Source organism: Paraburkholderia atlantica (assembly GCF_009362785.1).
Taxonomy (GTDB): Bacteria; Pseudomonadota; Gammaproteobacteria; order Burkholderiales; family Burkholderiaceae; genus Paraburkholderia; species Paraburkholderia atlantica.
On the sequence record NZ_WHNQ01000002.1, the window covers coordinates 299,586 to 315,473 of the forward strand.

The window sequence follows — 15,888 nt, forward strand, 5'->3', positions numbered from 1 at the left end:
TCTTTGCGGTACGGCTCGACCCGCTTCGCCGGGCCCGCATGTCGCCACGCAGGCCCCGCGCACCGTCTTACTTCTTCTTGACGGGCGGCAGATCGGTACAGACGCCTTCATACAACTCGGCCGCCATGCCGATCGATTCGCCGAGCGTCGGATGCGGATGGATCGTCTTGCCGATATCCGTGGCGTCCGCGCCCATCTCGATCGCGAGACAGACTTCACTGATCAGGTCGCCCGCATTCAGACCGACGATACCGCCGCCGATCACCCGATGCGTCTCCTCATCGAACAGCAGCTTCGTGAAGCCTTCGTCGCGGCCGTTGGCGATCGCGCGGCCCGACGCGGCCCATGGGAACACCGCCTTGCCGAACTTGACGCCTTCGGCTTTCAGCTGGTCTTCCGTCTTGCCGGCCCATGCCACTTCCGGATCGGTGTAAGCCACCGACGGAATCTGCATCGCGTCGAAGTACGCCTTCTCGCCATGCGCGGCTTCCGCCGCGACGTGGCCTTCGTGCACGGCCTTGTGCGCGAGCATCGGCTGACCGACGATATCGCCGATCGCGAAGATGTGCGGCACGTTCGTGCGCTGCTGATTGTCGACTTCGATGTAGCCGCGATCCGTCACCGCGACACCGGCCTTTTCCGCGCCGATGCGCTTGCCGTTCGGCGAACGGCCCACGGCCACCAGCACGAGGTCATAGCGTTGCGGCTCGGCCGGCGCCTTCTCGCCCTCGAACGACACGTAAATACCGTCGTCCTTCGCTTCGGCCGCGACGGTCTTGGTCTTCAGCATCACGTTCGCGAACCGCTGGCTGTTGTACTTCTCCCAGACCTTGACCAGATCGCGGTCCGCGCCGGTCATCAGGCCTTCGAGCATTTCGACGACGTCGATCTGTGCGCCGAGCGTCGAGTACACGGTGGCCATTTCGAGACCGATGATGCCGCCGCCGATCACCAGCATGCGCTGCGGAATCTGGCGCAATTCGAGCGCGCCGGTCGAATCGACGACCCGCGGATCTTCCGGAATGAACGGCAGCTTCACCGCTTCCGAGCCCGCGGCGATGATCGCCTGCTTGAACTTGACGACCTTCTTGCCGCCGTCGGTCTGCACTTCCATGTGATTCGGATCGACGAACGCGCCGGTGCCGGTCACCACTTCGACCTTGCGCATCTTGGCCATGCCGGCGAGACCGCCAGTCAGCTTCTTGACCACGCCCGATTTGAAATCGCGCAGCTTGTCGAGGTCGATCTGCGGCTTGCCGAACGTGATGCCGTGCGACGCGAGATCGGCTGCTTCGTCGATGACGAGCGCGGTGTGCAGCAGCGCCTTCGACGGGATACAACCAACGTTCAGACATACGCCGCCGAGCGTCGGATAACGCTCGACCAGCACGGTCTTCATGCCGAGGTCGGCGGAGCGGAATGCGGCCGAATAACCGCCGGGGCCCGAACCGAGCACGAGCATGTCGCACTCGATGTCGGCGCTGCCCGAATAGCTGCCGGCCTGCGGCGCCGGTGCGGCGGCCTTCGGCGCGGCAGGCGCCGGCGCGGGCGCCGCCTTTTCCGGTTCCTTCGCCGCCGGCGCGGCCTCGGCCGCGCCGCCCGCCGCGGCCTCGACGAGCGCGATCACCGTGCCCTGCGAAACCTTGTCGCCCGGCTTGATGCGCACTTCCTTGACGGTGCCGGCGGTATCGCTCGGCACTTCCATCGACGCCTTGTCGGATTCGAGCGTCAGCAGCGACTGCTCCTGCTCGATGACGTCACCCGGCTTGATGTTGACTTCGATGACGTCGACGTCCTTGAAGTCACCGATGTCCGGCACTTTTACTTCGACGAGACTCATGGTGTCCCCTTCTCTTATTGATCGATGATGAGCGGCGCGTTCGGCGCGCACGGCGCACGCGCGGACGGCGCGACGCGGATCGGTCGGAACCCTCCGCGCCCGCGCCGGCGGACCTCACCAGCGGGTCAAAGAATCACACGCCGGAAATCGGCAAGAATCGAACCGAGGTATGCGTTGAAGCGCGCGGCTTCCGCTCCGTCGATCACGCGATGGTCGTACGACAGCGACAGCGGCATGGTCAGGCGCGGCTCGAACTGCTTGCCGTCCCACACCGGCTTCATCGCGCTGCGCGACAGGCCGAGAATCGCGACTTCAGGCGCATTGATGATCGGCGTGAAGTGCGTGCCGCCGATACCGCCCAGCGACGAGATCGAGAAGCAGCCACCCTGCATCTGGTCCGGCTTCAGCTTGCCTTCGCGCGCGGCCTTCGACAGGTCGGCCATTTCCTTCGCGATGTCGACGAGACCCTTCTTGTCCGCGTCGCGAATCACCGGAACGACGAGGCCGTTCGGGGTGTCCGCGGCAAAACCGATGTGGTAGTACTGCTTGAACACCAGGTTGTCGCCGTCGAGGCTCGCGTTGAAGGTCGGGAATTTCTTCAGGGCCGCCACGCATGCCTTGATCACGAACGCGAGCATCGTGAACTTGACGCCCGCCTTTTCGTGTTCCTTGTTCAGCTTTACGCGCAGCGCTTCGAGCTCGGTGATGTCCGCTTCGTCGTTGTTCGTGACGTGCGGGATCATGACCCAGTTGCGATGCAGGTTCGCGCCCGAGATCTTCTTGATGCGCGACAGCGGCTTCGGATCGATCGGACCGAACTTCGTGAAGTCGACCTTCGGCCACGGCAGCAGATTCAGTTCGCCACCGCCGGCGGCCGCCGCGGCGGCTCCTGCCGGCGCCGCGCGCTGGCCGGTCATCACGCCCTTCACGAACGCGGTCACGTCGGCCTGCGTAATGCGGCCCTTCGGACCCGTGCCCTTCACCTGGCTCACGTCGACGCCGAGTTCGCGCGCGAACTTGCGCACCGACGGCGAAGCGTGGCTCGGATGACGCGTGCCGCCTTCGCCCGCCGGGATCAGCGGCGCCTGCGCGAGCGCGGACGGCGCGGCCGGTGCCGGGCTCGGCGTGGCCGGTGCGTCGGACGGCTTTTCAATCGGCGCCTTCGCGGCCGGTGCCGGCGCGGGTGCCGCGGCAGCGCCGCCTTCCGCTTCGATCACGACGATGACCGAGCCTTCCGACACGGTATCGCCAACCTTGACCTTCACTTCCTTGACGACGCCGGCGGCCGAGCTCGGCACGTCCATGGTCGCCTTGTCGGATTCGAGCGTGACGAGCGACTGTTCCTTCTCGACGCGGTCACCGACCTTCACCGCGATCTCGATCACGGGAACGTCTTTGTAGTCGCCGATATCCGGCACCTTGATTTCCTGCACGCCGCCGCCTGCCGCCGCGGGTGCGGGTGCGGGTGCGGCAGCGGGAGCCGCCGCCGGTGCCGGTGCGGGCGCTGGAGCCGCCGCCGGCGCGGGCGCCGCGGCAGCCGCGTTGGCGCCTTCCAGCACGACGATCAGCGTGCCTTCGGACACCGCATCGCCGACCTTGACCTTCACTTCCTTGACGACGCCGTCAGCCGAGCTCGGCACGTCCATCGTCGCCTTGTCGGATTCCAGCGTAACGAGCGACTGCTCTTTTTCGACGGTGTCACCCGCCTTTACCAGCACCTCGATCACAGGAACGTCCTTGTAATCGCCGATGTCCGGCACCTTGACTTCGATCGCTTGACTCATTGTTAGTGTCTCCTGGGCCGCGCACGCCGCCTGCTCCTCGCGAGGAGGAGCAGGCGCGTGCATCGTGGCACACGGGTGATGCCTTAGACGGTCATCGGGTTGGGTTTGGCGGGATCAAGGTTGTACTTCTTGAGCGCCTCGGCGACCACCTTGCGTTCGATCGTGCCTTCGTCCGCCAGCGCGTTGAGCGCGGCGACCGTGACCCAGTAGCGATCGACTTCGAAGAAGTGACGCAGCTTCTCGCGCGTGTCCGAACGGCCGTAGCCGTCGGTGCCCAGCACGACGAACTTCTGCGGCACGAACGCGCGGATCTGCTCGGTCAGCGCGCGCACGTAGTCGGTCGATGCGATGACCGGACCCGGCGCATCCTTCAGCAGCTTCTCGACGTGCGACAGCTTCTTCTCTTCGGTCGGGTGCAGCAGGTTCCAGCGCTGCACTTCGTGACCTTCGCGCGCGAGCTCGGTGAAGCTCGGCACGCTCCACAGGTCGGCGTTCACGCCCCAGTCGTTCTTCAGCAGGTCGGCCGCGGCGATCACTTCGTTGAAGATCGTGCCCGCGCCCATCAGTTGCACATGCGGCGCCTTCTTGTCGGCAGCGGTCTTGCTGAACGAGTACATGCCCTTGATGATGTCCTCGGCCACGCTTTCCAGCCCCGGGCCCTGCGGGATCGCCGGGTGCTCGTAGTTCTCGTTCATCACCGTGATGTAGTAATACACATCTTCCTGCTCGGCGACCATGCGGCGCAGACCGTCCTGCACGATGACCGCGAGTTCGTAGCCGAACGTCGGGTCGTAGCTGATGCAGTTCGGCACCGAAGCCGCCCACAGCAGCGAGTGGCCGTCTTCGTGTTGCAGACCTTCGCCGTTCAGCGTCGTGCGGCCGGCAGTACCGCCCAGCAGGAAGCCGCGCGAGCGCATGTCGCCAGCGGCCCATGCGAGGTCGCCGATGCGCTGGAAGCCGAACATCGAGTAGAAGATGTAGAACGGGATCATGATCTCGCCGTGCGTCGAGTACGACGTCGCGGCCGCGATCCAGTCGGCCATGCCGCCGGCTTCGTTGATGCCTTCCTGCAGGATCTGACCGGTTTCCGACTCACGATAGAACATCAGCTGGTCGGAATCTTCCGGCACGTACTTCTGGCCGTCCTGATTCCAGATGCCGATCTGGCGGAACAGGCCTTCCATACCGAACGTACGCGACTCGTCCGGCACGATCGGCACGACGCGCTTGCCGAGCGCCTTGTCTTTCAGCAGGATGTTCAGGATTCGCACGAACGCCATCGTCGTGGAGATCTCGCGGCCTTCGCCCGTGCCCTTCAGCAACGGCTCGAATGCCGACAGTTCCGGCACCGGCAGCGACTGGGCCTTCTGACGACGCGCCGGCAGATAGCCGCCGAGGTCCATGCGCCGCTGGCGCATGTATTCGAGTTCCTTCGAGCCTTCCTCGAACGTCAGGTACGGCACGTCGACGATCTGCTCGTCCGTGATCGGCAGACGGAACTGGTCGCGGAATTTCTTCAGCTGCTCCACCTGCATCTTCTTCTGCTGGTGGGTGATGTTCATCGCCTGGCCGGCTTCGCCCATGCCGTAGCCCTTGATCGTCTTCGCGAGGATGACGGTCGGCTGGCCCTTCGAATTCGTCGCTTCCGTGAACGCTGCGTAGATCTTGTGCGGATCATGGCCGCCGCGGTTCAGATTCCAGATGTCGTCGTCGGACCAGTCGGCGACCAGCGCCTTCAGTTCCGGCGTGTTGAAGAAGTGCTCGCGCACGAACGCGCCCGACTCCGACTTGTACGTCTGGTATTCGCCGTCGACCACTTCCATCATGCGGCGCATCAGCGCGCCCGACTTGTCGCGAGCAAACAGCGCGTCCCAGCGGCTGCCCCAGATGACCTTGATCACGTTCCAGCCGGCGCCGCGGAATTCGCTTTCGAGTTCCTGGATGATCTTGCCGTTGCCGCGCACCGGACCGTCGAGACGCTGCAGGTTGCAGTTGATCACGAACACGAGGTTATCCAGCCGCTCGCGGCCGGCCATGCCGATCGCGCCGAGCGATTCCGGCTCGTCCGTTTCGCCGTCGCCGAGGAAGGCCCAGACCTTGCGGCCGTCGGTCTTCGCGATGCCGCGCGCCTGCAGGTACTTCATGAAGCGCGCCTGGTAGATCGCCATGATCGGGCCGAGGCCCATCGACACGGTCGGGAATTGCCAGAAGTCCGGCATCAGCCACGGGTGCGGATACGACGAGATGCCCTCGCCGCCGACTTCCTGACGAAAGTTGTCGAGCTGCTTGTCGGTCAGGCGGCCGAGCAGGAACGCGCGCGAGTAGACGCCCGGCGACGAGTGGCCCTGCACGAACACGAGGTCACCACCGTGCTCGGCCGACGGTGCGTGCCAGAAGTGGTTGTAGCCGACGTCGTACAGCGTGGCGGCCGACGCGAACGACGCGATGTGGCCGCCGACATTGGTTTCCTTGCCCGCGCGCAGCACCATCGCCATTGCGTTCCAGCGGGTGTACGAGCGGATGCGGTGTTCGATGTCCTGGTCGCCGGGGTTCTTGGCCTGGCGCGCGACCGGAATCGTATTGATGTAAGGCGTGTTGGCGGAGAACGGCAGATGTTCGCCGTGCACGCGTGCAAACTCGATCTGCTTTTCGATCAGGTAGTGGGCACGGTCAGGGCCAACAGCAGAAATCACGCCATCCAGCGCTTCCAGCCATTCGCCGGTTTCCTGGGGATCGTCGTCTTTCTCGGCGGCGACATATTTCATGACTTCGTCGGGTACAGCGGACATGCTCGTCTCCTGGGTATGGGGAACGCACTTTGAACAGACCACGCGGACGCAGGATTAGGCCGCGGCAGCACCGGCTGATTGTAATAAGGGTCCCGACGTCAACGCAATCAAATTTTCAAATTACGAGATCAATTCTCACAATGCGGAAAATTGCTGCAACGCAACCTGGTTTGACTGCCATTAGACGTATCCGTCGGCTAGTTTGCGCCGATTAACTGCACTTTCCGCGCTTTTTTGCGTCATTTGTCGGGGACGTGCTGAGCTACAATGCCACGCATGTTGACCGAACGGCTTTTCTCTCGCTCGGCGCGCACCGCGGGTTCGCCGGCGGATTCGTCGCCGTCCTCGCGCTGGCACCACGGACCCTGGTGGTCCAATTCCTATTTGCTGACGCCGCTGCTGTCGATCCTGGTATTCCTGGTCGTCATGAGCCTGATTCTCTGGAGTCTGAACCGGCGCGAGCAGCAGCAGCAGGAAGACACGCTGTACCGCAACGTCGCGTGGGCGCAGCAGCAGATCCGGCTGTCGATGACGAGCGCGCAGGAACAGATCCAGGCGCTCGCGCGCGACCTCGGCGCCGGCCATGCCGACGAACATTCGTTCCAGGTGAACACCACTGACATCATGCAGGGGCATCCCGAGATCCTCTACATGAACTGGTACACCGCACAGCAGCAGCCGCGCTGGCCCAATGCCGCGCCGCCGGTGCTCGGCCAGCGGCTCGCACGCCCGAACGACGCGCAAATGGACGAAGCGGTCAAAGCCGGTTTCGCCGAGGCGCGCAACACGCGCCGCCAGGTGTACTCGCCGCTCATCTACGACGACCTCGGCAACGGCTTCATCACACTGCAAACGCCGATCTTCCGTGATCGCGATTTCCTCGGCACGATCGCCGCGGTGTTCTCCGTGGAAGGCATTCTGAAGCGCGACATCCCGCCCGAGCTGTCGGCCAAATACAAAATCTCGATCATCGACGCGAACAACCGCGAGTTGACCACCACGTCGACTCGCCCGCGCCTGCCGCGCGACATGTTCTACGACCTGCCGCTCGACCCGCCGGGCCAGGGCATCTCGGTGCGCGTCTACGCGTTCCCGCAGATCACCAACTTCACGAACAACACGCTGGTGTGGCTGGTGGCGGGGCTCTCCTGCTTCGTGCTGTGGAGCCTGTGGAGTCTGTGGAAGCACACGCGGCAGCGCTTCGAGGCACAGCAGGCGCTGTACGCGGAAGCGTTTTTCCGCCGCGCAATGGAAAACTCGGTGCTGATCGGCATGCGCGTGCTCGACATGCACGGCCGCATCACGCACGTGAACCCGGCGTTCTGCCGCATGACCGGCTGGGACGAAAGCGACCTCGTCGGCAAGAGCGCGCCGTTCGCCTACTGGCCGCGCGACGCTTACCCCGAGATGCAGCGCCAGCTCGACATGACGCTGCGCGGCAAGGCGCCGTCGTCCGGCTTCGAGCTGCGCGTGCGCCGCAAGGACGGCTCGACGTTCCACGCACGGCTCTACGTGTCGCCGCTGATCGACAGCTCGGGCCGCCAGACCGGCTGGATGTCGTCGATGACCGACATCACCGAGCCGAAGCGCGCGCGCGAAGAGCTCGCCGCCGCCCACGAACGCTTCACGACCGTGCTTGAAAGCCTCGATGCGGCGGTGTCGGTGCTCGCCGCCGACGAAGCCGAGCTGCTGTTCGCGAACCGCTACTACCGGCATCTGTTCGGCATCCGCCCGGACGGCCACCTCGAACTCGCGGGCGGCGGCTTCGACAGCTCGCAGGCGTCTTCCGATTCGATCGACATGGTCGACACCTTCGTCGGCCTGCCCGCCGCCGCGCTGACCGAAAGCACGGCCGACGCGCAGGAAATCTACATCCCCGGCATCCAGAAGTGGTTCGAGGTGCGGCGCCAGTACATCCAGTGGGTCGATGGCCATCTCGCGCAGATGCAGATCGCGACCGACATCACGACCCGCAAGCGCGCGCAGGAGCTGGCGCGCCAGCAGGACGAGAAGCTGCAGTTCACGAGCCGCCTGATGACGATGGGCGAAATGGCCTCGTCGCTCGCGCACGAGCTGAATCAGCCGCTCGCCGCGATCAATAACTATTGCTCCGGAACCGTCGCACTGGTTAAATCCGGTCGGACGACGCCCGACAATCTGCTGCCGGTGCTCGAAAAGACCGCGCAGCAGGCGGTGCGCGCCGGCATGATCATCAAGCGCATCCGCGAGTTCGTGAAGCGCAGCGAGCCGAAGCGTCAGGCCACGCGGGTCGCGGATATCGTCGCCGACGCGGTGGGTCTCGCCGAAATCGAGGCAAGGAAGCGGCGGATTCGCATCGTGACCGATCTGCGCTCGCGGCTGCCGGTGATCTACGTCGATCCGGTGCTGATCGAGCAGGTGCTGGTGAACCTGCTGAAGAACGGCGTCGAGGCGATGGCCGAAGCGCGCCCGAACGCGGTAGACCCGGTCATTCGCGTGGTCGTGCGGCTGGATAGCGGTTTCGTTTGCATCAGCGTCGTCGATCAGGGGCCGGGCGTCGACGAAACGACCGCCGAGCGTCTGTTCGAACCGTTTTACAGCACCAAGTCCGATGGCATGGGCATGGGGCTGAACATTTGCCGTTCGATTATCGAATCGCATCGCGGACGTCTGTGGGTGGTCAACAACGTCGAATCCGACGGCCACATCACGGGCGCCACGTTCCATTGCAGTCTGCCTATTGGGGAGCCTGACGGCCCGAGCAACGGCGGGTCCGAGGCGCCGACACCACAAACCGTTACGGGAGAGCTATGAACAGCCCAGTCACCACCCAGGAAACCGTCTTTGTCGTCGACGACGACGAGGCCGTGCGAGATTCGCTGCGCTGGCTGCTGGAGGCGAACGGCTACCGCGTTCAATGCTTCCTGAGCGCCGAACAGTTCCTCGACGCATGGCAGCCGCATCAGCATCCGGGCCAGATCGCGTGCCTGATCCTCGACGTGCGGATGTCCGGCATGAGCGGACTCGAGTTGCAGGAACGCCTGATCGCTGACAACGCTTCGCTGCCGATCATCTTCGTGACGGGCCACGGCGACGTGCCGATGGCGGTGTCGACGATGAAAAAAGGCGCGATGGACTTCATCGAAAAACCGTTCGACGAAGCCGAGTTGCGCAAGCTCGTCGAGCGCATGCTCGACAAGGCGCGCAGCGAAAGCACCAGCGTCCAGCAGCAGCGTGCCGCGGCCGAGCGCCTCGGCAAGCTGACCGCGCGTGAGCATCAGGTGCTCGAGCGGATCATCGCGGGCCGCCTGAACAAGCAGATCGCCGACGACCTGGGCATCAGCATCAAGACGGTGGAAGCGCATCGCGCGAACATCATGGAAAAGCTGAACGTCAACACGGTCGCCGATCTGCTGCGACTCGCGCTGTCGAACAAACCGCAAACGGCGCAGTAACGGCGGTACGGGCGGCCCTTCGCTCGGAGGGCCGTTTCTATGTGACCGCCGCGGGTGGCGGTTGCGTCGCCGGTTCGCGACGGCGTGAGCGTCGCTAAGTCCTGCGTGCGCGTGGCGTGCGAGCGGCCTGCCCCGCCGCCCGCGTAGCGCTTTCTTGCCGTCGCACGTCCCGCCCCCCCACCTCCCGTACGCTCCCAAGCGCGCCGCGAATCCATTGCGGAAGCGCGCGCCCCGCGCCGGTATAATGTCGGACTTTGCAGCGGCGCCTTGCGCGAATCCCCAACGCTCCTGTGACAGGCGACCTGGCTTCGTCAAGCAGCCGAAGCACACCGTCGCGCGCCCCCTCCGCGCGAGCGCTTCGCCCGCCAGCCAAACCGCCTGCCCCGAATCCATTCCCGATCCCAACCTCGACTCAACGTTCGACCGACCATGACTGCCAAACTGATCGACGGCCTCGCCCTCTCCAAGACCCTGCGCGCCGACGTCGCGGCGCGCGCCGCCGCCCTGACCGCCCGCGGCCATCAGCCGGGCCTCGCCGTGATTCTGGTCGGCGACAATCCGGCCAGCGAAGTGTATGTGCGCAACAAGGTGAAAGCCTGCCACGACAACGGCCTCGGCTCGTCGCTCGACCGCTATCCGGCCGACCTGCCCGAAGCCGACCTGCTCGCGCGCATCGACGAGCTGAACCGCGATCCGGCCATCCACGGCATCCTCGTGCAGCTGCCGCTGCCGAAGCACATCGACAGCCACAAGGTGATCGAGGCCATCGCGCCCGAGAAGGATGTCGACGGCTTCCACGTCGCCAATGCGGGCGCGTTGCTGACCGGCCAGCCGCTGTTCCGTCCGTGCACGCCGTACGGCGTGATGAAGATGTTCGAGGCCTATGGCATCGAGCTGAAGGGTGCCAACGCGGTGGTGATCGGCCGCTCGAATATCGTCGGCAAGCCGATGGCGCTGCTGCTGCTCGAAGCGGGCGCGACCGTCACGATCTGCCACAGCAAGACGCGCGATCTGGCCGCGCACACGCGCAACGCCGATGTCGTGGTCGCCGCGACCGGGCTTCGCAACATCCTGACCGCGGACATGGTGAAGCCGGGCGCGACCGTGATCGACGTCGGCATGAATCGCGACGACGCCGGCAAGCTGTGCGGCGACGTCGACTTCGCGGGCGTCAAGGAAGTGGCCGGCCATATCACGCCGGTGCCGGGCGGCGTCGGCCCGATGACGATCACGATGCTGCTGGTCAACACGATCGAAGCGGCCGAACGCGAGGCGAACGCCGCCAAGGCCTAAGCACCGGGCGGTCAGTGCGAGACGGAGTGAGGCAACTCATCCGTCTCGTCCACCGGGTCATCGCCCGTCCTCCTCTCTCGTACCCCCTCATCACCGCGCCGCCGGACCACGCCCCGCCCCATCGCGCGCCAGCGCACCGCAACATCTGTTAATTTGTCAGCCGATGGATTGGAATCGGCGCGCCCCGCCCCAATACTGTCCTTAGCCGGTGCCGCCACGCGCCGTGCGCCGATCGTCGAGCGACACGCCATGAGACGGCTCGCGCGAACGCCGCCGCACCACCCCTTCACCCGCGTCAGACAGGAAGCCCTATGTCCACTACCGCCACGCCTCAAGACAATCCGCTCCTCGATTTTTCCGATCTGCCGCGCTTTGGCTCCATCCGACCCGAGCACGTGACGCCCGCCCTCGACGTGCTGCTCGCCGACGCGGCGGCCGCGGTCGAGCGGGCCGCGCTGCCGGTCACGCCCGCGTCGTGGGCCGACGTCGTCGAACCGGTCGAGCGCGCCACCGAGCCGCTGTCGCGCGCGTGGAGCGTGATCGGCCATCTGAACGCCGTCGCCGATACGCCCGAGCTGCGCGCCGTGTACGGCGAGAACCTGCCGCGCGTGACCGAGTTCTGGTCGAGCGTCGGCCAGAATCTCGCGCTCTACGAGAAGTACAAGGCACTGAACGCCAGCGACGAGTTCGCGTCGCTGAACGGCGAGCGCAAGAAGATCCTCAGCAACGCGCTGCGTGACTTCCGTCTATCCGGCGCCGAGCTGCCGGAAGACCAGAAGCCGCGTTTCGCCGAATTGCAGGAGCGCCAGGCGGCGCTGTCGAAGGCGTTTTCGGATCACGTGCTCGATGCGACCAACGCGTATGCGTACCTCGTCGATGCGGGCAACGAGGCGCAACTGGCGGGGCTGCCCGAAGACGTGATCGAGGCCGCGAAGGAAGCCGCCGAGCGCGACGGCAAGACCGGCTACAAATTCACGCTGCACTTCCCGTCGTATTTCCCCGTCATGCAGTACTCGGAAAACCGTCCGATGCGTGAAGCGATGTATCGCGCGTACGTGACGCGAGCGTCCGAGCTCGGCGCGCAATACGGCAACGGCAAGACCGAGTGGGACAACACCCAGGTGCTCGCCGACGAACTGAGGCTGCGCGCCGAAGAAGCGCAGATGCTCGGCTACGGCAACTTCGCCGAAGTGTCGCTCGCGCCGAAGATGGCCGAATCGCCGGCTCAGGTGATGACCTTCCTCGAAGACCTCGCGACGCGCGCGCGTCCGCATGCTGAGCAGGACTGGAAAGAGCTGCGCGAATTCGCCGCGAGCGAACTCGGCATGACCGATCTGCAGCCGTGGGACATGACATTCGCCGCCGAGCGTCTGCGTCAGAAGCGCTATGCGTTCTCGGAAAACGAAGTGAAGCAGTACTTCCCGGAAGACGCGGTGTTCAAGGGTCTGTTCAAGGTCACCGAGACGCTGTTCGGCGTGCGCATCCGCCGCGACGAAGCGGCCGTCTGGCATCCGGACGTGCGCTTTTTCCGCGTCGAGAATCAGGACGGCGGCCTCGTCGCGCAGTTCTATCTCGACCTGTATGCACGCGAAGGCAAGCGCGGCGGCGCCTGGATGGACGACGCGCGCGGCCGTCACAAGCTCGCGCACGGCGCAGTGCAAACGCCGGTCGCGTATCTGACTTGTAATTTCTCGGCGCCGGTCGGCGGCAAGCCCGCCTGCTTCACGCACGACGAAGTGATCACGCTGTTTCACGAGTTCGGCCACGGCTTGCATCACATGCTGACGCGCGTCGATGAGCTCGGCGTGTCGGGCATCAACGGCGTCGAATGGGATGCGGTCGAACTGCCGTCGCAGTTCATGGAGAACTTCTGCTGGGAATGGGACGTGCTGTCCGACATGACCTCGCACGTCGATACCGGGAAGCCGCTGCCGCGTGATCTGTTCGACAAGATGCTCGCCGCGAAGAACTTCCAGAGCGGTCTCGGCACGCTGCGGCAGATCGTGTTCTCGATGTTCGACATGCAACTGCATACGGGCTTCGATGCGAATGGCGCGAAGAGCGCCAACGAGCTCGCGCGCGAAATCAACGAACGCTTCCACGTCGTGCCGCAAGCGCCGTTCTCGCGCTGGCCGAATACGTTCAGCCATATTTTCGCGGGCGGTTACGCGGCCGGCTACTACAGCTACAAGTGGGCGGAAGTGCTGTCGGCGGATGCGTACGCGGCGTTCGAGGAAGCCGCGCAAGCCGCGGGCAGCGTGCTCGATCAGTCGACCGGCATGCGCTATCGTCGCGAGATTCTCGAAGTGGGCGGCAGCCGGCCGGCGATGGAATCGTTCAAGGCGTTCCGCGGCCGCGAACCGAATATCGATGCGCTGCTGCGGCATAACGGCATGGCGCCGGGTGCCGCACACTGAGCGATTCAAGCGTCGCGATGATCGTTCGTTCGGCGTAGATGGGATGGCGCCGAACGAGCGATGCCGACAAAAAAACCGGCGGTCTGCGCGAGCAGGCCGCCGGTTTTTTCATTCATCCGCGTGACACCCCGTTACGCGCGATGCAGCTTGAAATCGACCTGCTCAGGCCGCCCTTCGAGCGATAACGACGCGCGCGCGGCCGGCGCGCGGCTCACCACCCTGCCCCGGCTCACCACCGCGAGCCGCGCGGCGCGCAGACGGATCGCCTCGATCTCGTCGCGCGCATCGAGCACGACGAGATTGGCCGCGCAACCGGGCGCGATGCCGTAGTCTTCCAGACCGAGAATGCGCGCCGCGTTCACGGTCACCGCGTCGAAACAGGCGCGCATGCCGTCGACGCTGGTCATCTGCGCAACATGCAGGCCCATCTGCGCGACTTCGAGCATGTCGGCCGAGCCGAGGCTGTACCACGGGTCCATCACGCAGTCGTGGCCGAATGCGACCGTGATGCCCGCCGCCAGCATCTCCGGCACCCGCGTCATGCCGCGCCGTTTCGGGTAGGTGTCGCTGCGGCCTTGCAGCGTGATGTTGATCAGCGGATTCGCGATCGCCGCGACGCCCGACTCGCGCATCAGCGGCAACAGCTTGCTCACGTAGTAGTTGTCCATCGAATGCATCGACGTCAGGTGCGAACCGGTGACGCGTCCGTGCATGCCGAGCCGATGCGTTTCGGCCGCGAGCGTTTCGATGTGGCGTGACAGCGGATCGTCCGATTCGTCGCAATGCATGTCGACGCGCAAGCCCTGCCCGGCCGCGTACTCGCACAGCATGCGTACCGACTGCGCGCCGTCGGCCAGCGTGCGCTCGAAATGCGGAATGCCCCCGACCACGTCGACACCCATGCCGATCGCGCGCTTGAGGTTGTCGAACGCACCAGCGCTGCGCAGCAGACCGTCCTGCGGGAAAGCGACCAGCTGCAGATCGAGATACGGCGCGACGCGGCGCTTCACTTCGAGCAATGCTTCGACGGCGAGCAGACGCGGATCGCATACGTCGACGTGGCTGCGGATCGCGAGCAGGCCGCGCGCGACGGCCCAGTCGCAATACTGCATCGCGCGTTCGATCAACGCTTGCTGCGTGAGCTCGGGCTTCAACTCGCCCCATAGCGCGATGCCTTCGAGCAGCGTGCCCGAGGCGTTCACGCGCGGCAAACCGTACGACAGCGTCGCGTCCATATGGAAATGCGGATCGACGAACGGCGGCGTGACGAGCGAACCGGCCGCGTCGATTTCGTCGCGCGCGCTCGCGGCCAGATTCGGCTCGACCGCGACGATGCGCCCCGCGTCGTCGATGCCGACGTCGACTGGGGACGGGTGATGCGGGAACAGCTGGGCGGCACTGCGCGGCAGCGTCGCGCGGCGGATGATCAGATCCATGTTCGCTCCGGTTGATCGCGTTCGGACTGGCTACGATTCTATCGACGCCAGAATAATGCGGGCACCGATGCGTACCGGCGCACGCGCCGCAATCCGTACCGGCTGCGCGCGATGCGACGCGCCTATACTCGCCGTTTCGGCCATGCATTGACGGAGCGTACAGATGAAAACGATCGGTGTGATCGGCGGAATGAGCTGGGAGTCGTCCTCCGAGTATTACCGACTGCTGAACCGCCACGCGAAGACGCGGCTCGGCGGTCATCACAACGCGCGCAGTCTGCTGCTGACCGTCGATTTCGCGTCGATCGAGGCGAACCAGCGTGCAGGCGACTGGCAAGCGCTCGGCGAACAGATGGCCGACGCCGCGCGCCAGCTCGAACGCGGCGGCGCCGATCTCGTGATTCTTGCGACGAACACGATGCATCGCGTGTACGAATCGATCGAGCAGGCAATCATGGTGCCGTTCCTGCACATCGCCGATCCGACCGGCGCGGCGTTGCGCGCGGCTGGCGTCGAGCGCGTGGGCCTGCTCGGCACGCGCTACACGATGGAACAGACGTTCTATACGGGCCGGCTACGCGAGCGCTATGGACTCGACACGCTAGTGCCTGATGACGACGACCGCGCGGACGTGCATCGCATCATTTACGACGAGCTGTGCCACGGTAACGTGGACGACGCGTCGCGCAAGGTCTATCAACGCGTGATCGAACATCTGGCCGCGCGTGGCGCGCAGGCGGTGATACTCGGGTGCACGGAGATCACGCTGCTGATCAAGCCGGAAGATTCGGTGCTGCCTGTATTCGATACTACTGCGTTGCATGCGCAGGCGGCGGTGGAGTGGGCGATTGGGGAATGACGATGGGTTCGAGGCTTCGATCGCGCACCAATCGTG

Annotated in this window: 9 protein-coding genes; 5 read left to right on the top strand and 4 right to left on the bottom strand. The window is 65.1% G+C overall.

The genetic code is table 11. The features are described 5' to 3' along the window. Nucleotides 1-67 precede the first annotated feature (67 nt). The 3 genes from lpdA to aceE all read right to left on the bottom strand — a co-directional run bounded on the left by lpdA (nt 68) and on the right by aceE (nt 6,413). Nucleotides 68-1,840: a dihydrolipoyl dehydrogenase gene (gene lpdA, locus GCT19_RS03675; protein WP_018435410.1), complete on the bottom strand. Its 1,773-nt coding sequence runs from the start codon at nt 1,838-1,840 to the stop codon at nt 68-70. A gap of 125 nt (nt 1,841-1,965) precedes the next feature. Continuing rightward, on the bottom strand, nt 1,966-3,624 hold the full coding sequence (aceF, locus tag GCT19_RS03680; protein ID WP_152851030.1) for a dihydrolipoyllysine-residue acetyltransferase: 1,659 nt from the start codon (nt 3,622-3,624) through the stop codon (nt 1,966-1,968). A gap of 83 nt (nt 3,625-3,707) precedes the next feature. Then, entirely contained in the window at nt 3,708-6,413 is a 2,706-nt protein-coding gene (gene aceE, locus GCT19_RS03685; RefSeq protein WP_018435408.1) for a pyruvate dehydrogenase (acetyl-transferring), homodimeric type, read from the bottom strand. A gap of 276 nt (nt 6,414-6,689) precedes the next feature. Here aceE and fixL point away from each other — a divergent pair, with 276 nt between their 5' ends. The 4 genes from fixL (at nt 6,690) to GCT19_RS03705 (ending at nt 13,557) form a co-directional block, all read left to right on the top strand. Next, nucleotides 6,690-9,206, top strand: coding sequence for an oxygen sensor histidine kinase FixL (gene fixL / locus GCT19_RS03690; protein ID WP_035491213.1), 2,517 nt, complete (start codon nt 6,690-6,692; stop codon nt 9,204-9,206). Then, on the top strand, nt 9,203-9,847 hold the full coding sequence (gene fixJ, locus GCT19_RS03695) for an oxygen response regulator transcription factor FixJ (RefSeq protein WP_008922736.1): 645 nt from the start codon (nt 9,203-9,205) through the stop codon (nt 9,845-9,847). The genes fixL and fixJ overlap by 4 nt, the downstream gene beginning before the upstream one ends. Nucleotides 9,848-10,276: 429 nt before the next feature. Next, nucleotides 10,277-11,140, top strand: coding sequence for a bifunctional methylenetetrahydrofolate dehydrogenase/methenyltetrahydrofolate cyclohydrolase FolD (folD, locus tag GCT19_RS03700; protein WP_018435406.1), 864 nt, complete (start codon nt 10,277-10,279; stop codon nt 11,138-11,140). Nucleotides 11,141-11,451: 311 nt separating this feature from the next. Further along, nucleotides 11,452-13,557, top strand: a complete 2,106-nt coding sequence (locus tag GCT19_RS03705; RefSeq protein ID WP_152851031.1) for a M3 family metallopeptidase — start codon at nt 11,452-11,454, stop codon at nt 13,555-13,557. A 131-nt stretch (nt 13,558-13,688) separates the two neighbouring features. Here the strand turns inward: GCT19_RS03705 and GCT19_RS03710 are convergent, their stop codons facing one another. Further along, a complete protein-coding gene (locus GCT19_RS03710; RefSeq protein WP_152851032.1) occupies nt 13,689-14,993 on the bottom strand; it encodes an amidohydrolase family protein in 1,305 nt (434 codons plus the stop codon). Between the two features lie 163 nt (nt 14,994-15,156). Here GCT19_RS03710 and GCT19_RS03715 point away from each other — a divergent pair, with 163 nt between their 5' ends. Beyond that, nucleotides 15,157-15,852 (top strand): aspartate/glutamate racemase family protein, encoded by a 696-nt coding sequence (locus GCT19_RS03715; RefSeq protein ID WP_152851033.1) that lies wholly within the window; start codon nt 15,157-15,159, stop codon nt 15,850-15,852. Nucleotides 15,853-15,888 lie beyond the last annotated feature (36 nt).